Here is a 20,098-nt window from a genome sequence, read left to right on the forward strand (position 1 = left end):
GTTCGCATCGAGCGAAGTCGAGACAATATATGTTCCCGATTGCAAAGGCCCGCCATGCAAGACCGTCTGAAACGCCTGAAATTTCGTGCCTGGCATCGCGGCACGCGCGAGGCCGATTATATGATCGGCGGCTTTTTCGACCGTTATGCGGCCCAATGGAATGAGGCCGAGATCGCCTGGTTCGAGGCGGTGTGCGAGGAAGATGATGTCGACATCATGAGTTGGGCACTCGGCACCGGTGCACCGCCCGTGCATCTCGACCGGCCCGACATGATAGCCGCAATGCGCCGACTGGACTATATTCCGCTGCCATGACCCGCACCGCCGCCGACATTTTCGCCGCCATCGGGCAGGCGTCGGCGCCCCTGACGCTGGCCCGCGCCGCCGACGGTTTCCTGCCGCTGCTTCTCGCCGACCTCGCGCGGGCCAGCGACAAGCGCCTCCTCTATATCGCGACCGACGACGCCGCGATGCAGGCGATCGCCGACGCCGCCCCCTTCTTTGCCGCCGACCTGATCATCCACCGTTTTCCAGCCTGGGATTGCCTGGCCTATGATCGCGCCGGTCCGTCGATGCGGGTCAGCGCAGACCGGCTGGCGGCGTTGTCGGCACTTCAGGCCCCGGCGAAGCGTGGCGAGTTGATCCTCACCACCGTCGCCGCGATCACCCAGCGCACGCTGACGCCCTTTCGCGTCCGCCAGCTTGCGACGACATTGGCAGCAGGACAGCGGATCGACCGCGACGCGCTCGCCGAGTTGCTCGTCGCGAACGGCTTCAACCGGGTCGACACCGTCGCCGACCAGGGCGAATTTGCGGTGCGCGGCGGCATTCTCGACCTGTTCCCGGCGGGCGAGGAGAGCGGGCTGCGCGTCGATTTCTTTGGCGACGAGATCGAAAGCATCCGCCGCTTCGACCCTGCGGACCAGCGCAGCCTGGGCCCGGCCAAGGCGCTGCAACTGCTTCCCGCCGCCGAAACGCTGCTCGACGAGGCGACGATCAAGCGCTTCCGTACCGGATATCGCGAACTGTTCGGCGCCGCGGCGACCGGCGATCCGCTGTATCAGGCGGTGAGCGAAGGGCGGCGACAGGCAGGGATGGACCATTGGCTGCCGCTGTTCGAAGAACGACTGGCAACCCTGTTCGACCATATCGATCCCGCGACCCCCGTATTGCGCGGCCACCGCACCGATGCGACCGCCGATACACGCTTCGAGGCGATCGGCGACTATCATGCCAACCGCGTCGCCGCCGAACAGGAACAGGCAGGCAGTTACCGCCCGCTGGCGCCCGAGGCGCTCTATCTGACGGCGAGCGAATGGAAGGCGGCGGCAGAGGCGCGGCCGGTGCATATCATTACCCCGTTCGATGTCCCCACCACGCCAGCGGTGATCGACCTCGAAAGCTTTGCCGCGCGCGATTTCACCCCCGAACGTACCGCCGACCTCAATGTTTACAACATGGTCGCCGATCATCTGTCGGACGAACGGCGCAAGGGACGGCGGACGATCATCGCCAGCTATTCGCCCGGCGCGCGCGACCGCCTGTCGGGGCTGCTGCGTGAGCATGGCGTCACATCACTGGCGCCGGTCGAGGGGTGGCAGGAAGCGCTGGGCACCGCTTCGCCCGAAGCTGGCGGGGCGACCGCGATGGTCGTGCTGCCGCTCGATCATGGTTTTGCGACCGAAGCGGTCAGCCTGCTTACCGAACAGGATATTTTGGGCGAGCGTCTGGTCCGGCGGCAAAAGCGCCGCAAGAGCGCCGACGCCTTTCTGGCCGAACTGGCGACGCTCAGCGTCGGCGATCTGGTCGTCCATCTCGACCATGGCATCGGCCGCTACGAAGGGCTGACCTCTATACCGGTCGGCAACAGCCCGCATGATTGCGTCGCGCTGACCTACGCTGGCGGCGACAAGCTGTATGTGCCGGTCGAAAATCTCGACGTCCTGTCGCGCTATGGGGGCGAGAGCGAGGGTGTCGCACTCGACAAGCTGGGCGGCGAGGCGTGGCAACGGCGCAAGGCGCGGATGAAGGAACGCATCCGCGAGATCGCCGGCGAACTGCTCGCGACCGCGGCGGCGCGTGCGCTGCGCGCCGGCGAACTCTTGGCCGCCGACGCCGCCTATCCGGCCTTTGTCGACCGCTTTCCCTATCAGGAAACCGACGATCAGGACCGCGCGATCGGCGATGTGCTTGCCGATATGGCGTCGGGGCGCCCGATGGACCGGCTCGTCTGCGGCGACGTCGGTTTCGGCAAGACCGAGGTGGCGCTGCGCGCCGCCTTCGTCGCGGCGATGGCAGGGGTTCAGGTCGCGGTGGTCGTTCCCACCACCCTGCTCGCGCGTCAGCATTTCACCAATTTCGCCGAACGCTTCAAAGGCTTTCCGATCAACATCGGCCGCCTGTCGCGACTGGTCCCGGCGGGCGAAGCCCAGAAAACGCGCGACGGCCTTGCCAATGGTCAGATCGACGTGGTGGTCGGCACCCACGCGGTCATCGCAAAAGCCGTCGAATTCAAGAATCTTGGACTGGTCATCGTCGACGAGGAACAGCGCTTCGGGGTAGTCCACAAGGAACGGCTGAAACAGCTCAAGACCGACGTGCACGTGCTGACGCTGACCGCGACGCCGATCCCCCGCACGCTGCAAATGGCGATGTCGGGGCTGCGCGAGCTCAGCGTCATCCAGACCCCGCCGGTCGACCGGCTGGCAGTGCGCACCTATGTCGCGCCATGGGACCCGGTCGTGATCCGCGAAGCGTTGCTGCGCGAGCATGACCGCGGCGGCCAGAGCTTTTTCGTCACCCCGCGCATCAAGGACCTGCCCGACATCGAAGAGTTTCTGCGCACCCGCGTTCCCGAGATCAAATATGTCGTGGCGCACGGCCAGATGGCGCCAGGCGAGGTCGAAGAGCGGATGGGGGCCTTTTACGATCGCAAATATGATGTGCTGGTATCGACCACCATCGTCGAAAGCGGGCTCGACATTCCCAGCGCCAACACGCTGATCATCCACCGCGCTGACCGTTTTGGCCTTGCCCAGCTTTATCAGCTTCGTGGCCGCGTCGGGCGGTCGAAAACGCGCGCCTATGCTTATCTGACGACGCCTGAGAACGGCGCGATCACCGACACGGCCGAAAAGCGGCTGAAGCTGCTCGGCGACCTCGACACGCTCGGCGCAGGATTTCAGCTCGCGAGCCATGACCTCGACATTCGCGGTGCCGGGAACCTCGTTGGCGACGAACAATCAGGTCATATCCGCGAGGTCGGTTTCGAACTGTATCAGTCGATGCTGGAAGAAGCGATCCTGGTCGCCAAGGCCGAAGGGGCGGGCGTTGCGCCGCCGCGCGAGGCGCTGTCGCCCGTCATCACGGTCGACGCGCCGATCCTGATTCCGGAGGATTATGTCCCCGACCTGCCGCTTCGCATGGCGCTCTATCGCCGGATCAACGAAGCCGAAGGGCGCGCCGGACTCGACGCCTTTGCCGCCGAGATGATCGATCGGTTTGGCCCACTGCCGCCCGAAACGGCGAACCTCATCCAGTTGATGGAGATCAAGGCCAACGCCAAGACGGCGGGAATCGCCAAGCTCGACGTCGGCACCAAGGGCGCACTCGTCAGCTTCCACGGCGACCAGTTCGCCAACGTCCCCGGCCTGATCGCCTATGTCGAGCGACTGAAGGGCCGGGCCCGGATCCGCCCCGACAACAGACTGTCGGTCAGCGGCGAGTGGGCAAGCGCGGGCGCGCGGCTGAACGGCGCGCTGCAACTGTCAAAGGGGCTTGGCAAGCTCGCGCGGCAGGCGAACTGAGGCGGCCCCTGGGGTTCGCGCTTTGCCGCTTTCGGCCGCGATCACTCCATCAGCGCCAGAAGCTGGTCCCCCGGTACCGGACCCGATTTCAGAAAACCCTGCCAGGCCGCAACGCCAAGATCGCGCAGGCGAACGAGCTGCGCCTCATTCTCGATCCCCTCGGCAACGACAAGCAGACCGAGCGCGCGCGCCAGATCGACGATCGCACGCACCACAATGCGATCACGGTCGCTGCCGTCGAGGGTTCGGGTGAAACCGCTGTCGATCTTGAGATAATCGATCGGCAACCGCGCGAGCAGCGACAGGCTGGAATAGCCGGTGCCGAAGTCGTCGATCGCGATCGCCGAGCCCAGCGCGCGAATCTGTGCCAACTGCGCCGCCGCGCTCGCTGGATCGCTGAGCATCGCCTGTTCGGTGAGTTCGAGCGTCAACCGGTCCGGATCGACCCGCGCGCCCTTGGTCATCGCGGCAAAGCGGTCGGCGAAATCGGGATCGCCAAGATCGGCCGCGGTGATGTTCAACGACACACGCAGCTTGCCCAGCGCCCGTGGCCACTGAGCGATTTCCGCCAGCGCAACGCGGTGCGCATGTTCGGTAAGCTCGCATTCCAACCGCGCCGCACGCGCCGCCGTCACGAGCGGGCCCGCCCCAAGCAGACCGAGTTCGGGATGCTGCCAACGCAGCAAAGCCTCGACCCCCACCATCTCGCCGGTCGCCACGTCATATTGCGGCTGATAATGGATCACCACCTCTCCACGCGACAAGGCCGCGTGAACCATTGCGCCGTCGCGCGCAGAGGCCGGGCGCGCGAGCTGGTCGCACGCTGCTCCAAGCTGCACAGAAATCGGCTCCTCGCGGGTGATCAGCGCCGAGGCGATACGAATCACGAGGCGCCCGTTGGGATCGCCGACCATCGGTTCGGCCAAGGCCACATGCAGCGCCCGTTCCTGTGCTCGCAGGGCGCCGAGCGACACGGCGGTGGCCGGCACGATCAGAAAGCGCGGGCCTTCCAAACGGTCGACATGCGCGCCCCGGCCGAATTCATCGCCGACGAAATTTTCCAGCCGCCGGCCAACCTCTTCGAGCACGGCATCGCCGGTCGCGGTACCCGCGCTGTTGTTGATACGGGCGAGTTGGTCGACCTGAACCAGCAGGACGCCGGCGTCGGCTTCATGCTGCAGGTGCAAGGCTTCAAGGTGGCGAACGGCTTCGTCAAACATGTCGGCAGGCAGATTCATTCGCGCGCCATAGCAGCGATTGCTTGCCAAACACTTCCCTTTTGCATCAGAATTGACAGGTGGTCGCACTTTCGCCTCCGATCCCCGCAGCACTGACCGACGGCCATGGTCGCCGGATCGATTATCTGCGCCTGTCGGTCACCGATCGCTGCGACCTGCGCTGCCGTTATTGCATGGCCGAGGACATGCAATTCCTGCCCAAGTCGGCAGTATTGAGCATCGAGGAAATGGCCGATCTGGCCGAGCGATTCGTCGCACGCGGCGTTCGGCGCATCCGCCTGACCGGGGGTGAACCGCTGGTGAGGCGAGGAATTGATACGCTGGCGACCCGGATTGGCGCACTGATCGGTCGCGGCCTCGACGAACTGACGCTGACGACAAATGCCATGCGGCTGTCCGAACATGCCGAAATGCTGGCGGCATCGGGTGTGCGCCGCATCAACGTCAGCCTCGACACACTCGACCCCGCCGCATTCCGGCACATCACCCGCGTCGGTACACTGGAAACCGCACTCGATGGAATCGCGGCCGCACGGCGCGCCGGGTTGGCGGTAAAAATCAACATGGTCGCCCTCGCCCGGCTCAACGAAGACCAGTTGCTGCCGATGCTCGACTGGTGCGCCGCGAACGGCTGCGACCTTACGCTTATCGAAACCATGCCGCTGGGCGAGATAGCCGAAGATCGCAGCGACCATTATATGCCGCTCCACCAATTTGTCGCACCGTTGCGCACCCAGCGCGCACTTTACCCGATCGATCGCCGGACCGGTGGCCCGGCGCGCTATTTCGCGATCGAGGACAGCCCGGTGACACTCGGCCTCATCACGCCGCTCAGCGACAATTTCTGTGCAAGCTGCAACCGTATCCGCCTGACGGTCGAGGGACGCATCTATATGTGCCTGGGCCAGGACGATCATGTCGACCTGCGCATCGCGCTTCGCGAAAGAGGCGATGTCAACGGGTTGATCGACCGCGCTTTGGCTGGCAAACCCCGCGCGCACGATTTTCGTATCGAACGAAAGTCGCAGCCGGCGGTCGCGCGTCATATGAGTGCAACAGGCGGGTAGAAACCCGGCCTCTGGGGGATCGAGATGCAACGCAAGATCGCGCTGGTCGCGTCGAACACGCCGGCGGCGCAAGAGGCCGAAGCCGAACTGCGGCCGCTCTATGATTTCGTCGAACTCGGCGAAGCCGACATGCTGATCGCGCTGGGCGGCGACGGCTTTCTACTCCACATGCTGCACCAGCTGCTCGACCAACGGCGCAGCATGCCGGTGTTCGGCATGAACCGCGGCACGGTCGGCTTTTTGATGAACGAATTTCGCGTCGAGGGGCTGCTCGACCGAATCACCGACGCCCGCCCTTTCCTGATCCACCCGCTTCAGGGCGACATCACGACCATCAGCGGCGAGCGGCACATTTTGCCTGCGATCAACGAAATTTCTCTGCTGCGCGAAACGCGCCAGGCTGCAAAGCTGGAAGTGCTGATCAATGAACGGCAGATGCTGGAGGAACTCGCCTGCGACGGGGTGCTGGTTGCAACTCCGGCAGGATCGACCGCCTATAACCTGTCCGCCAACGGCCCTATCCTGCCGCTGGAATCGGAAATGCTGGCGCTGACCCCGATCAGCCCGTTCCGCCCGCGACGCTGGCGCGGCGCGCTGGTTCCCGAATCGACCAGCATCCGATTCAACGTTCGTGAAGCAGCCAAGCGCCCCGTAAGCGCGGTCGCCGACCAGCGCGAGATTCGCGATGTAAAGACGGTGCGCGTCACCACCGACCGCAGCCGTCCGCTAACGCTGCTATTCGATCCCGATCAGGGCCTCGACGAACGCATCGCGATGGAACAGTTCGTCGTTTGACGGCCCGTTCCGGCGCGATTGCGGCATCACAACAAAATATTGCGGAAACCCCCTTGCTAAATATCCGCGTTGGAGGCAAAGGGTCCGCCTCGTCTGGATCGCCGGACTGTTCCTCGGTAGCTCAGCGGTAGAGCAATCGACTGTTAATCGATCGGTCGTAGGTTCGAATCCTACCCGGGGAGCCATTTCTTCGTTCCACTCTTCGTTGCGTCCTGGGTCGTCATTGACGATGGGTCGCTCCCTGCTCCATAGGCGCGTCGGTGAGCAGCTTGCCCCCTGAAACCCAACGCCGGATAGAGCCGGACGAACAGGTGCGCCGCTTGATCGCGCGCTATCAGGCGCCGCTGCGTGCCTATTTTCGTAAGCGGATCAACAATCCCGCCGACGTTGATGATCTGGTGCAAACACTATTTCTGCGCCTGCTCGACCGCGGTGATACGCATTCGCTCGACAATGCCGAGGCCTATATTTTCCAGACGGCGTCCAATCTGCTGCGCGACCGTTATCGCCGACAGGCCACACGGCGGCGCTTTGAGGTAGGGCAGGAAAATGAGGGCGAGCAGATTGAGGAAATCTCTCCCGAGCGCGTCTTAACAGGCAGGGAGGATATGCGCGCGGTTCAAAAAGCGCTTTTGGAGTTGCCGGAGCGTACAAGGACGATATTCATGCTCCAACGTTTCGAACACTTTAAATATAGAGAGATAGCAGATCGTTTGGGAATATCGGTCAGCTCTGTGGAAAAGCATATGGCATCGGCGCTGGCACAGATATTTACGCGGTTGGATAGAAAGAAATGAGCATCGCTTCGATGGACGCCGATGACGAATTCCCGAGTGCGGTCGTTCAGCAGGCCGCGACCTGGTATGCCCGCTTGACCCACGAAAGCGCCAGTGATGGAGATTGGGATCGTTATTGGCAATGGCGCGATGCCGACAATCGCCATGCTGAAGCCTATGACTGCCTGTCCGAACGCGCGCGGGGATTGGACGCGATAGCTGGCGATCCTGCAATTATGGAATTGCGCATGGCGGCACTGTCGGTCGAGCCAGTTCACCGCAAGTCGCGTTGGGGGCTGGTCGCAGCGGTGTTGGTCGCCGCCTTTGCAACGTCGACGCTGCTCCTTACTCAGTCGTATCTGCTGGGCGAACCGCAGCTCCAGATTGCGACGCCCGCGACGCGGCCGACGGAGCCGGTTGTGCCTATACCTGCTCCGCTTGAAAGTCGCCCCCAAGTTGCGGATGCCGCGCCCTTTCGATCGCAGTATCGCACCGAATTGGGAGAGCGAGCCTCCTTCACCCTTCCCGACGGATCGGTCATCGAACTGAACACGGCGTCACTGGTCGAAGTGGATTTCGCTGGGGGCACGCGCAACCTCAATCTGATGCGCGGCGAAGCCCTGTTTCGTGTCGCGCATGACAAGAGGCGCCCATTCGTAGTCAATGCTCGGGACAGCCGGGTCACAGCTCTTGGCACTGTCTTTACGGTACGAAGCGAACAGGGCGAGGCGGTCGTGACATTGCTCGAAGGACGCGTGCGTGTAGATCGGGTCCAGGCTGGCGTGCCCACCCAGTCGGCACAGCTTCGGCCAGGCGAGGAGTTGCTGACCCAAGCCAGCACCTCCTTTCAGATACGGAAAGCCAATCTGGACCGCGCGGCCGGCTGGCGGCAGGGCCGGTTGATATTCCACGATGAGCCGTTGCCGCAGGTAGTCGAAGAGATTAACCGCTATTCGCGCGAAAAGCTGATCATCGGCGACCGGCAGTTGGACACGATCAAAGTCAGCGGAACCTTTCGCATCCAGTCAGCATCGCGTTTCGCCGAAGCATTGCAATCGAGCTTTGCGGTAGAAGTCGATCGCAGCGCGCCATCAGGCGACCTGACCCTGATCCCGCGGCGAGAAAAAATTTCAAATTAAATCAATCGATTGATGAAACTCAAAAAAATATAGTGAGGGACTGAGCCACTCGCGCGTCTTGCTGGGGACAAGGGAACCGAACGGTCCCTCCAGGGCAAGCGACGAGGGGAAAATAATGAAAACTGGTGTTACGGCCGCCGCCATCTTTCTGGCTGGCGTGAGCGTCACAGCCTTGACCATTCCTGTAATGGCGCAGGAAAGTGAAGGTTCAAAGACAGCCGCACGCGATTTCGACATCGAAGCGCAATCGCTCGACGGGGCACTGCTACGTTTCGCCGAACAGGCCGACATTGACATTATCTATTCACCCGATCTGGTGCGTTCACTCAGGGCTCCTAAGCTAAAGGGACGGTTTGCGACTGCCGACGCGCTGAAGCGCCTGCTCAGCGAGACCGGGCTGACCGCCATACGCCTGTCCGAAACTGTCTACTCGCTCCAAGGCGAAGGAACGGGGGCCACCGAAACGGGCGAAGCGGCCAATATTTCGGGCCTGCTTGCCAATAAAGCTACAGGTGCGGCTCTGCCGGGCGCGAAAATCCTTGTTGTCGGCACCACGCTTACGACCACGACCGACGAGCGCGGGCATTTTTTCATCCCCGCAGTTCCGGGCAACGCCCGTGAGCTTATCGTCAGCTATCTTGGCGAATCCGACCAGGGCTTTGCGATCCCGACCGGTAGCTTTGAGCGCCAACGGATGACCTTGTCGTTCGGCAAGGACAGCGGCGAGATTGTCGTTATGGGCTATTCGAGCAGCCTGCAGCGCGCGCTGAACCAGCAGCTTCGCGCGGCCAACAGTGCGACCATCGTGTCATCCGACCTGCTCGGCAGCTTTCCCGCCGAAACGGTGTCGGAAGCGCTCCGCCGTGTGCCGGGCGTCGCCTTCGGCCGCGCCGACGACACGGGCGAGGGGCAGCGTATTACCGTCCGCGGTTTTTCGTCGGAGGCGATCAATATCCAGCTCAACGGCCTTGACCTGCAGGGCACGGGTTTTGAGCGGACGGTCGATTTATCGGGCTTTCTGGCCGACAATGTCTCCCAGATCACGATCCACAAATCCTTGCTGCCCAGCCACGAAAGTTCGGGGTCGGGAGGGCTTGTCGAAATCGAAACCAAGTCGGGCCTCGATTATGATAAGCTGACGCTTAGTCTGGGCATAGAGGGTGAGACCAATTTCGACCGCGATTTTGGCGGCGAGTATCAGGTCAACGGCACGCTGGGCGCACGCATCACCGACAATCTGGGCGTCGTCGCAACGGTGCAATATCGCAAAACCGACCGGCTGAACTATGGTGCGGACATTACGAACTCGTTGCCGCCCGTTCTGCCGGCTGGTTATACCAGCGTTACGCTGGTGCCGGCGAGCATGCGTTTCCCTTTTGATGAGGAGCTCAACAAACGGCTGGTAAGCGGGGTTAGCTATCTGAAACGCAATCGCGAAGAGGAAAATCTGACCGCATCGCTGAATTTTGCTTGGGACATCAGCAGCACGACGCGATTGCGGCTCGACCTGCAGCGCATCCAGCGCGACGCTTATACAGAAACGTCACGAACGACTGCCAGCTTCCTGACCAGCGGGGTCGACATGCCGATCGCCGAACTGGACGGCGAGGTTCGTCGTCGCGCCGTGCTGGCATCGCTGCGCCCCAATTTGTCTTACAACGTCACCGACATTAGCACGGTTCAGGACAGCATCAGTTTTCGGGGCGAGACCAATCTCGATCGCTGGACCTTCAAATATAAAGCTGGCTATTCGAAAAGCCGGTCGCGTTCGAAGAATGTCAATTTTTCGCTGCTCGGCAATGCGGCGACCAATCTGGTCGACCTGATCGATCCAGCAACAATCATTATCAATCCCGACGATGACGCGGCGCGGACGCCGCGCGTGGTCGATGGAGGCGTGATTTTTCAGCCCAATGGCCTTCCGGTTCTCTCGCTTAGCCAGGCGGGCGCCGACTATCTGAACGACCCGGCCAATTACAGCCTGACGTCGGCCAACCGGACGCTGACCAACAGCCCGACGCGCTCTTATCTAGCGGAGGGTAGCGCGCGCTTTCAGCCAGAGCCGGATTGGTTCGATTATATAGAGGTGGGCGGTAAATATGACCGCTCGACGCGGGGCAGCGCCGACGAGCTTTTCGCTTCAACGTCGGTGGGCAGCCTCAAAGCGGTTGAAAGCTATCTACGCATCGCTGGCCGCGAGACGGGGCTCGATTATTTCGGATCGGGCTTGACCGACAGGAGCGTACTTTCGGATGTCGGTGCAGGCTCTTTTCGCGCGCCTTTCCTGAACAGCAACTCGGTCTCGGCAATTTTTGATGGATTGTCCGGTCTGTTGGTGGATGATCCTTCGACGCCGTTCAACGAAGCGCGCTTCACCTATGCCGATCGGCGGGCGTTCGACCCGATCCTCGACACTGGCGGTCTGGTCCCGACGAAGACGGTCGAAGAGCGTTCGGCGGGCTATATCGAAAGCAAGCTGACCTTTGGCATCGTCGAACTGGTCGGCGGCGCGCGCTATGAGCGCTTCTATCGCAGCGGCCGTTCGTTGAGCTCGCCTTCGGTGCGTCTGGCATCGGGCATTTCCGAGCCCCGCGAAACTTTCGTCCTCAACAATCTGGTAGAGTTTACCGACCTGTCGGGTACGCAGGATATTTGGACGCCGAGCGCGATCATCAACATTCGTCCGCAATCGAACATCGTCGCGCGGCTGGCTTATTTCCGTTCCACGGTTAATCCCGATCTGCGGTTGATCCGCCGTTCGCGTTCGGTTTCGCTCGACCTGCGTCCCACGGTGAATCGCGCGGTCATCCGCGAAGCCAATCCGGATCTGAAGCCCACCAAAACGGACAATTTCGACCTTAACCTGTCCTATTATTTCGATGACAGTCCGGGGCTTTTGAGCGCGAGCTTCTTTTACAAGAAGGTGCGCAACAATTTCACCAACGTCCTGTTCCAGGACGGCGCGGATTCCAGCGTGCGGGATGATGTCATCGCCTATTTCGGCGACCTTGCGAACACCCGACCTGATCTGGTAGCGTTCAACGACGAAACCATCTTCGAGCGTAATCGCCCGGTCAACGGCGAGGGCGGAACCATATATGGTTTTGAGCTGGAAGCGATCCGTCAGCTGAACTTCCTGCCTGGCTTCCTCAAGGATTTCACCTTCCTGGGCAATCTGACCTATACGAAGGGGGATTTCCCGACACTGTTGTCGGGCCGCAACGACGATGGAACGCTGGGATCCTTCACCGTCAACCGTCCGCTCGCCGATCAGGCTGCGTGGGTATATAACGCCTCGCTCAGCTATGAACGCGACGGCTTCGAAGGCCGAGTCATCTATAGTTATCAGTCGGCAACCCCCGATGTGTATGAGGTCCACGGGCTTGACGAGGAATTGCCGTCTTACGACACGCTCGACGTGCGGCTGTCCTATAGCTTTGACAAGCTAGGAACATTCTGGACGATCTATCTGCAAGGCGACGACTTGCTGCGCGGCTCTCGGGAAATCGATCTTCGTCGCGCAGTAACTTCGAAATTCGTGTCAGGGGGCGCGAACTATTATTACCCCGACGTCTATCAATTCAATGGCGGACGCACCGTCACAATGGGCCTGAAGGCGCGCTTCTAGCCCCCCCCCTCTTCTCCCTCTCTTATTCATTAAAGGATCGCTCATGGCTTTTCGCGGGACCAGCGCCACTATTACCTTGGCCCTTTTCGGGTTGTTGTCGACTGGTCCCGCCGTTCTGGCCCAGGATGCCCAGCAGCAAGAGTTGGCATTTCAGGATAGCGGCTGCGAAGGCGATGATTGCGCCAAGGGGGACAAGGACAGCGGCGACAAGGGCGGTAAGGAGGGTGACAAGCCCAAGCCTAAGATCAAGCCGCTGTCGGAGTTTGTGAAGGACAAGGAACGGATTGCCGGTCTGTTCCCCATCTATCGCGACAAGGAAGCTGGTACGCTATTCTTGGAACTGGCGCCCGCGCAGATCGGCCCAGAATACATCTATCATAATTATGTGCAGAGCGGGGTCAGCGGTCTGCTGGGCCTGCTCGCCGATCTGGGCGTGGCCGGGCAGATTCAGGAAAATTACGTCGTCAGTTTTCGCCGCCGTTTCAACCAGATCGATGTCGTGCGACAATCGACCGATTATGTGATCGACGAATCCAGCCCGCTCGCGCGCGCCGCGTCGATCAACAACCGCGGATCGGTGATGGCGACGATGAATGTCGTTGCCAGCGACAAGGATAGCGGCCGCATCGTCGTGGCAGCGAACGGCTTGTTCGCAGGCACCGATCTGCTGCGCCTCGGCAGCAACAGCTCGCCGCTCTTGTCGATGCTGGGCTTCAACCCCAGCCTCAGCAAATCGAAAACGTCGATTGTCGAGGTTGCCAATTTCCCGAGCAACAGCGCAGTGCTGGTCGAATATGTCTTTGATTTCAAAAAGGGTCCGCGCCCGGCGAGCGTGCTGCTTCAGCATAATTTCACTCCGCTTCCTGCCTCGGACTATCGCCCGCGCGACGAGGATGCCCGCGTCGGTTTCTTCACGGTGCAGAAAACCAATCTTGGCGTGGTGGAAGGCATTGCGCACGAGGACAAGATTCGCCGCTGGAAGTTGACGAAGAAAGACCCCGCAGCGGCCGTATCGCCGGTAGAAAAGCCGATCATCTTCTGGATTCAGAACAGCACGCCGACCGAATATCGCGAAACGATCCGCCAGGCGGCGTTGGCCTGGAACGAGCCGTTTGAGGCCGCAGGTTTCCAGAACGCCATCGAGGTGAAAATCCAGCCCGATAACGCAGACTGGAAGCCGGGCGACGCCCGCTATAACGTCATTCAGTGGATCGCTTCGCCCAGCCCGATTTTCAACGGCTATGGCCCCAGTGTGATCAACCCGCGCACCGGCGAGATACTGGCCGCCAACATCATATTGGAGCAGAAGAGCGTCAGCCGCCAGCTGTTGCTGGACAAGTTGCTCCCCGGCGCCGAAAGCGTCGAAGCCCTGGCGGCGGAAAGCCATGGCGAATGGCATGGCGATTTCCAGCACCAGATGCGCCTTTCGCTCGATTTCGCTTCGACGATGCTGAAGGCTGGCGTTGTTGCGGCGGGCAGCGCCGACGAGGATCAGCTAAAAAAGCTTGTACAGGACAGCCTGCGCTATCTGGTGATGCATGAGGTCGGGCACACGCTGGGCCTGACCCACAATATGAAGGGATCCTTCTATCGCTCGATAGCTGAGCTGAAGGGGGAGCTCGACCCTACTGAATCGATCACCGGTTCGGTCATGGATTACCCAGCCACCAATGTCCTGCCCGGCAGCTCGCCCCACATTGCGGCCTATCCCGACAAGCTTGGTCCATATGATCGCTGGGCGATCGGATATGGCTATGACGACCGGATGGACGACCCCACCCATCGCGACGCGCACCTCGCACGTGCCGGAACGCCCGGTTATCTTTACGGCAATGACGCAGAGGATATGCGATCGACCGGCCGGGGGATGGACCCGCGCGTTATCCCCTATGACATGTCCAGCGACCCGCTCGCCTTCGCTGCCGGCCAAATCGAGCTGATCCGTAGCGCTCTGAAGCAGATACCCCAGCGCTTTTCGCAGAGGGGATTGAGTAACAGCGAACTGCTGGAGGCGCATGAGTTGATGATGACCATGTACCGCCAGCACGCACTTGCCATGTCGCGATTTGTTGGCGGCATCTATGTAGACCGCGATATCGCTCCGCTAGGCAAGGGAGAGGTGGCGCCGCTGCGGCCCGTCGACGGTACCGAGCAGCGGCGTGCGATCGCGGCGCTTGGTCAGTATGTTTTCGCGCCTGACGCCTTTGCCTTCGATCCGGCTTATCTTTCGCTGCTAATCGAACAACGCCGTGGGATGAGCGGGGTTCGCGTGCCGAATGTGATTGACGAAGCGTGGAAGGTTCAATTTTCGGCTATTGATCATCTTCTGCACCCAGCCACGCTCGAACGATTGTTAATCGCACCGAACCTTGGCTCTAACTATCGATTGTCGGACATGTTCTCGGACATGTTCGACCAGGTTTATGCTGACGATCTCAAAGGGTCAGTGAATGCCTACAGGCGCAACCTGCACATCAAAGTTGTTGAAAAGCTAATCTCTACCTACAACAGCTCCAACACGCGAATTGATCTAGCAAAACCAGAAATATATTCAATCCTGCGAAAAATAGAAAAAATTATGAAGAAACATCAGGGGAACGGAGATGCCGATACACAATCATCAAGGAGATATATTTCTGAATATATTAAGATGGAATTGAAAGAAAATAAAAGAATATAGAGAAATTTCCGATATTTCTGCAACAAAATCTGCTTATTGCACTTGAATCTTTCTCCCAACAGATTCTGTTGCGCACAAGCGCGGTTAAAGCAATGCCCCGCCCAGCAGAGCCTGTGGCGAGGAGCGAAGCAGGTCGTTACTTGTCCGATCCGACAGCAAACGCGCCGGGGTTGCGTCGCCAAGGGGCCGGTCACGTTTTCCATCTACCCTGGATCGAGCCGGTGCCCGTCGTCGAAACAGATCCTGATGTGACGCTTCGGGATCCCGCGATCTTGTTCGCTCAGAATTTCCCACGCACCGAGAAGGAAAAGATCGGGCCAATCAATCGATTGCGATCCTCCACGAACCTTACCGGGCTTTCACCGCGCACGGCCGTATAGGCGGTGCGGTCGCGCCTCGAGCGGGCATTCGCGATGTTGCGGATCGACGCGCGGACGGTCAGGCCGAGGACGTCCTTGCGTTCCACAAAAACCGATGCCCAGACCGGCCCTTCCCACACTTTGTCGATCTGGGTACGGCGATAGTTGGGCTGATAATGCGCATATTGAGCGTTGCCGCCCCAAGCCCATTCGCTGCCCGGAATGTCGTGGCGTAAGCCCAGGCTGATCTCCGTATCGGTAAAGCCGTTCCACTGCCTCTTCTCGCCCGTAAAGGGATCGCGAAGCGAGCTTTTCTGCAGCAAAAGCCGCGGCTCCAGCTTCATACCCTTGATCCCTGCTGGATCGAGGTTGATTGTTGCGGTCCAGTCTATCGCGCCCGCTTTGGCTTTGGCTATATTGCCAACCGCCTCCCCATCGGCGCCGACAGGGATGACATCCACGCGGTCCTCGACGTCGCGAAAGATCAAGATAATCTTCGTCGAGCCCCACGCGCCGAACGTCTTGTTGATCTCAGCTTCATAGGTCCAATCCTGCTGTGGACGAAGATCGTTGTTGCTCTCATTCTGGTTCCCGTCATTCAGGAACGCGCGCGCAAGGAAATCGTAGAAGCTGAGCTGGAGCACGCGTCGGCGCATTTTTACCGATATGTCGAAATCGGGCGACGGCGTCCACGCCAGCGATATCGACCCCTTCGGCCGGAAGAAGCTGCGGGTCAGTCCGTTCATTCCGGTCTGGGTGATCGTCGAATGTTCCGCGCCGGCGATGATCTGGAAACTCAGTTCGTCGGCCAGCTTGCGTCCGAAGCTCAAAAGGCCTTCGTACCGATCCTCGCTTACCCCGCCAGTGCCACCTTCGAAGGGCTGACCGACCCACGCCCCCTTGGGATCGAGCACCGCGATCGACGCCACATTGTCGAGCGTGTTGAACGCTGCCTCCCCCGACAACTGCCAGTCGCCGCCCAGCATCTTCCACTGATATTCGCCGCGGCCAATCGTCTCGCCGATGTCACCGGTCTGGATGAAGCGGTCGCCGGTCACGACACCACTCTCCGGCGTCGTGACAATCTCCTGGCGGTAAGGTTCATGACTAAAACGGCGAAGCCCGATCAGCTTCAGCTTGCCTGGCCCGAACCCGAATTGATAATCGCCGCTGATCTCGTAATTCCAGCTATCTTCATTCTGATAGACGGTACGGACACGGTCCAGCAGCCCAGGCCCGGTGCGAAAACCATCCTCATAATAACGGTCATATTTGCGTTGATAATGCCCGCCGACGTTGGCGACCGTATCCCCCGCCGGGTCCCAACTGATCCGTCCCGACAACTTCGGCGCATCATAATGGGTATTCCAGATGTCCTGACGCCGTTCGGTCACACGACCCGCGCCGTCATAGATCAAAGTTGGACCGCCCGCGCCGCTTCGCGCCGAATCGTCGTTGTTCAGTGCAACCTCATATTCGATCAGCCCGGCTCGGCCGCGCACCGACACGTCGGCGCGGGTGAACAACGGATCGGTGTAGTGCGCGCGAAATTCCGGTTTCCATGAGAATTGCCCCGAAAAAGCATCGGCGCGATAAACGATATTGGCAACCTGTCCCGACAAGCCGGGGATGTCGAGCGTCGCGCCATCGATGATCTCGATCCGTTCGACATTGCTGGCGGGGATACGCGACAGCTGGATATACATATTGTCGGCCTTGTTCGATGGCCGCTTGCCATTGAAAAGGACATTACCCGTCGCCTGCCCCAACCCGCGCAGATTTTCGTTGTCGCGTATCTGGAATCCCGGCGCCTGAATCAGCATGTCATAGGCATTGTTCGGTGCATAGCGTGCAAAATCGGCGGACAAATAGACTTGCCGTACCGGGTTCGTCGCGGTCGGGGCGCTCTCGGCCGACGCAGGCGGCGGGGTGTCGACCGTTGGCGATCCCGACTCCTGCGCCAGCGCGGGGGCGGACAGTACGGCCGCAACCGCAATCACGCTGCTCCACCGCTTCACTTGGAAAACTCCCTCGCCGGGCGGTTCGATATCAGCGCGGCGCTGCCGGCAAGATACGGGATTTTCATTTCGCACACTCCTCCCTCCCTGCGGCGGGCGAGCGCCATCGCTCGCCGCTGCAGCGGCAATTTTGACTCGGGTTTCGGTTAATCGTCAGTCGCTGCGGACGAATGTCCGGGCGTCAGTCGCGGACAGGCGGTTCGGGTGGTTCGGGCGTCTGTGGGAATGCGATCCGCGCTGTCTGCCCATCGTCCCGCCGCGCCTCGATCACGCCGCGCTGCATATCGACAACGGCGACATTACCATCTGGCCCGGCCCTTGATATCGGTCGCGACGTCGTTACTGGCCGGGGCTTCACCGCGCGAAACCCGCCGGTTGCGCGCAGCTTGATCGCATCGTCGGGACTGCGCATCTTCACGCCAGCCCTGCGCATGTCGGTGACGAAGTCACAGTCGACCCCCGTCGCCCGCAGCGCAATGACATCATCGATCCTGATATCGGGAAAATGCGATTTCATGTCGCGTGCAAAAGTCGGTTCGATATGCAGGGCCGAAGCGCTGATCAGCTCGTCGACATCCACCCCCGGAAAAATGCCGCGCATTGCCCGAATATAGGCTGGATCGACGCCCGCAGCCTTGGCTCCGATGATCTCGCCGGCACTCATCGACCCCTTATGTTCACGCATTTCCGCGACATAGGCTGGGGTTGCTCCAACCGCACGCATGCCCGCCAGTTCTTCGACTCTCAGCGGTTGCTCAGTTGCGCTCGCGGCCACCTCCTCGGTGCCGCCTTCCGCGACAGCCGAGACCGACGACATCACGCGGACGTCCTGACCGACCGAGGCAACGGCGGTGTAGGCGTCCGCCGCCGATTCGGGCTTGGCCGTCGCCGAAAATGCGGCGAGCGGCACGGTGATGCCCCCGAGCGCGACCAGGATCATGAGCGTCCAGCTTGCGCTCGCAGGGCCACGCTTCAAGCTGCCATCGAGCACCCGCGTGATCCGGCGCTTCAGACTATCCTTGGCAGGCGCAACGCCGTGTGCCGCGAGCAACACCCCCTGATTGTCGTGGCGCGCCGCGCCGACGAGCAACGTCGCATAATCGGGGCCGTCGATATTGGCCATAAGCACTGCATCGTCGGCGGCCTCCTCGCGCAATTGATGACTCTCGCGCCCCAGCATCCACACCAGCGGATTGAACCAGAAAACCGCGCAAGCGACACGCGCGCCGAGCAATTTCGCCCAGTCAAGCCGGGCGACATGCGCCAGTTCGTGCGCGATGATCGCTTCGGCTTCACCCGATGCGGCGACCGCCTTCGGGCTCAGGACGATCGTCGGGCGCAACACGCCCCAGCTGATCGGTGAGCGCAACTCCCCGCTGACCAAAAGCGCGGTGCCATGTTTAAATCCCATGCGCCGCTGTGCCTCGGCAAGTGCCGACAGCCACGAACTCTCAACCAATATCTCGGCGCGCCCGCGCATCGCAAACAGCCGCACAACCGCCAGCATCATCACTCCAGACAGAAGCGCGAGCGGGCAAAGATAGAGAAAGGTGACAAGGTCGTTCCACAGAAAGACAGGCGAGGCCCATTCGGCGCTGTCCGCAACGGCGGGGAGCGACGCCGCGGCAGGTACCGGATCCACCGCCACCCACTTTGTCATTGCAGTTTCGGCCACTGGCGCAGCGGGTTCGAAGGACCAACTCGCCGGAAGCGGCGTCCATCGCGGCAACAACAGGACCGCGGCGGGCAGTGCGAGCAACGCCGCCAGGCCAGCGTGCGCAATCATCGACCGTTCGCTGGCGGATCGCCTCCGCGCAAGGCGCAGCAGGCCGAGCGTCACTGCTGCAACGACGACGGATTTCCAGGCCAGGCCCAACAGCATCGCGGTGGCCAGCATCACCCTCTCCCTTCGCGCGCTTTGGCGATCATCTGTTCGAGTTCGTCGAGTTCGGCATTGCTCATCTCGTCCTGCATACCGAGCAACGCGGCCGCAGCGCTCGTTGCTGAGCCGTTGAAGAAGACACGGACGACCTGGCTCAGCGCCGACTTGCGCGCCGTCTTGTCCGACACGCTCGGCGCATAGACAAAGCCGCGATCCGATGCCTCACGGGCTACAAAGCCCTTCGCCTCTAGGCGCTTCAACATTGCACGGATTGCCGAACCCGACAGTTCGTCGACAAGCGCCTCTCCGATCTCTGTCACGGTCGACGCACCGCGCTCATAAAGAATATCGACGATTTCGCGTTCCCGCGGGGGCAGACTGGACAGCATGCGACTCACCTCAAGCGCTACATTTGTAGCGTGCTACAAATGTAGCGCTTGCTTGGCAAGGAGTTTTATCCGAGCAATACGGAGGGGCCGCGCAAAGGAAAAACGGTACGGTGAGATGGCCGTCGGCGATTAAGGGCTCCTTCTGGACATCCATCCAGACGCCAGCGAGCGACTGACACGGGATGGCGAGCCGTCTGACGTGCTCCCCTGATTGTTACCAGTCAGAGGTAGAGTCCGGCTCCTTCATGATGGTTGATTGATGGGATGGCAATGGTCCTGGGGGCATGCCCCCAGGACCATTGGCCGGCGATCTCGGCGGGG

General features: G+C 61.1%; 13 protein-coding genes and 1 tRNA gene. 9 read left to right on the forward strand and 5 right to left on the reverse strand.

Features of this window, described 5'->3' with window-relative positions:
• Positions 1-54: 54 nt before the first annotated feature.
• The gene (locus U0S50_RS08065) at positions 55-315 is read left to right on the forward strand and encodes a succinate dehydrogenase assembly factor 2 (protein ID WP_322308249.1); all 261 of its coding nucleotides are present in this window, start codon (positions 55-57) and stop codon (positions 313-315) included.
• On the forward strand, positions 312-3,806 hold the full coding sequence (mfd, locus tag U0S50_RS08070) for a transcription-repair coupling factor (RefSeq protein ID WP_322308250.1): 3,495 nt from the start codon (positions 312-314) through the stop codon (positions 3,804-3,806). Before U0S50_RS08065 ends, mfd begins: the two co-directional genes overlap by 4 nt.
• A 41-nt stretch (positions 3,807-3,847) precedes the next feature.
• Here the strand turns inward: mfd and U0S50_RS08075 are convergent, their stop codons facing one another.
• On the reverse strand, positions 3,848-5,044 hold the full coding sequence (locus tag U0S50_RS08075) for a GGDEF domain-containing phosphodiesterase (protein ID WP_322308251.1): 1,197 nt from the start codon (positions 5,042-5,044) through the stop codon (positions 3,848-3,850).
• Between the two features lie 59 nt (positions 5,045-5,103).
• Here U0S50_RS08075 and moaA point away from each other — a divergent pair, with 59 nt between their 5' ends.
• From moaA to U0S50_RS08105, 6 genes are all read left to right on the forward strand, one after another.
• Entirely contained in the window at positions 5,104-6,111 is a 1,008-nt protein-coding gene (gene moaA, locus U0S50_RS08080; RefSeq protein ID WP_322308252.1) for a GTP 3',8-cyclase MoaA, read from the forward strand.
• A gap of 24 nt (positions 6,112-6,135) precedes the next feature.
• Complete coding sequence (locus tag U0S50_RS08085; RefSeq protein WP_322308253.1) at positions 6,136-6,906, forward strand: NAD kinase; 771 nt, start codon at positions 6,136-6,138, stop codon at positions 6,904-6,906.
• Positions 6,907-7,016: 110 nt separating this feature from the next.
• Positions 7,017-7,091: transfer RNA gene (locus U0S50_RS08090), tRNA-Asn, on the forward strand.
• Positions 7,092-7,166: 75 nt separating this feature from the next.
• The gene (locus tag U0S50_RS08095; protein ID WP_322308254.1) at positions 7,167-7,703 is read left to right on the forward strand and encodes an RNA polymerase sigma factor; all 537 of its coding nucleotides are present in this window, start codon (positions 7,167-7,169) and stop codon (positions 7,701-7,703) included.
• On the forward strand, positions 7,700-8,821 hold the full coding sequence (locus tag U0S50_RS08100) for a FecR family protein (protein ID WP_322308255.1): 1,122 nt from the start codon (positions 7,700-7,702) through the stop codon (positions 8,819-8,821). The genes U0S50_RS08095 and U0S50_RS08100 overlap by 4 nt, the downstream gene beginning before the upstream one ends.
• A 115-nt stretch (positions 8,822-8,936) precedes the next feature.
• Positions 8,937-12,449, forward strand: a complete 3,513-nt coding sequence (locus tag U0S50_RS08105; RefSeq protein WP_322308256.1) for a TonB-dependent receptor — start codon at positions 8,937-8,939, stop codon at positions 12,447-12,449.
• Between the two features lie 328 nt (positions 12,450-12,777).
• Here the strand turns inward: U0S50_RS08105 and U0S50_RS08110 are convergent, their stop codons facing one another.
• Positions 12,778-12,957 (reverse strand): hypothetical protein, encoded by a 180-nt coding sequence (locus tag U0S50_RS08110; protein WP_322308282.1) that lies wholly within the window; start codon positions 12,955-12,957, stop codon positions 12,778-12,780.
• Here U0S50_RS08110 and U0S50_RS08115 point away from each other — a divergent pair.
• On the forward strand, positions 12,949-15,129 hold the full coding sequence (locus U0S50_RS08115) for a zinc-dependent metalloprotease (RefSeq protein WP_322308281.1): 2,181 nt from the start codon (positions 12,949-12,951) through the stop codon (positions 15,127-15,129). The genes U0S50_RS08110 and U0S50_RS08115 overlap by 9 nt on opposite strands.
• 280 nt (positions 15,130-15,409) lie before the next feature.
• Here the strand turns inward: U0S50_RS08115 and U0S50_RS08120 are convergent, their stop codons facing one another.
• The 3 genes from U0S50_RS08120 to U0S50_RS08130 form a co-directional block, all read right to left on the reverse strand.
• Entirely contained in the window at positions 15,410-17,506 is a 2,097-nt protein-coding gene (locus tag U0S50_RS08120) for a TonB-dependent receptor plug domain-containing protein (RefSeq protein WP_322308257.1), read from the reverse strand.
• 181 nt (positions 17,507-17,687) lie between these two features.
• Positions 17,688-19,403 carry a M56 family metallopeptidase gene (locus U0S50_RS08125; RefSeq protein ID WP_322308258.1) on the reverse strand — a complete coding sequence of 572 codons (1,716 nt, stop codon included), beginning with the start codon at positions 19,401-19,403 and terminating at the stop codon, positions 17,688-17,690.
• On the reverse strand, positions 19,403-19,777 hold the full coding sequence (locus U0S50_RS08130) for a BlaI/MecI/CopY family transcriptional regulator (protein WP_322308259.1): 375 nt from the start codon (positions 19,775-19,777) through the stop codon (positions 19,403-19,405). The genes U0S50_RS08125 and U0S50_RS08130 overlap by 1 nt, the downstream gene beginning before the upstream one ends.
• Positions 19,778-20,098: the final 321 nt, after the last annotated feature.

This window comes from Sphingopyxis sp., assembly GCF_034380315.1.
Lineage (GTDB): Bacteria > Pseudomonadota > Alphaproteobacteria > Sphingomonadales > Sphingomonadaceae > Sphingopyxis.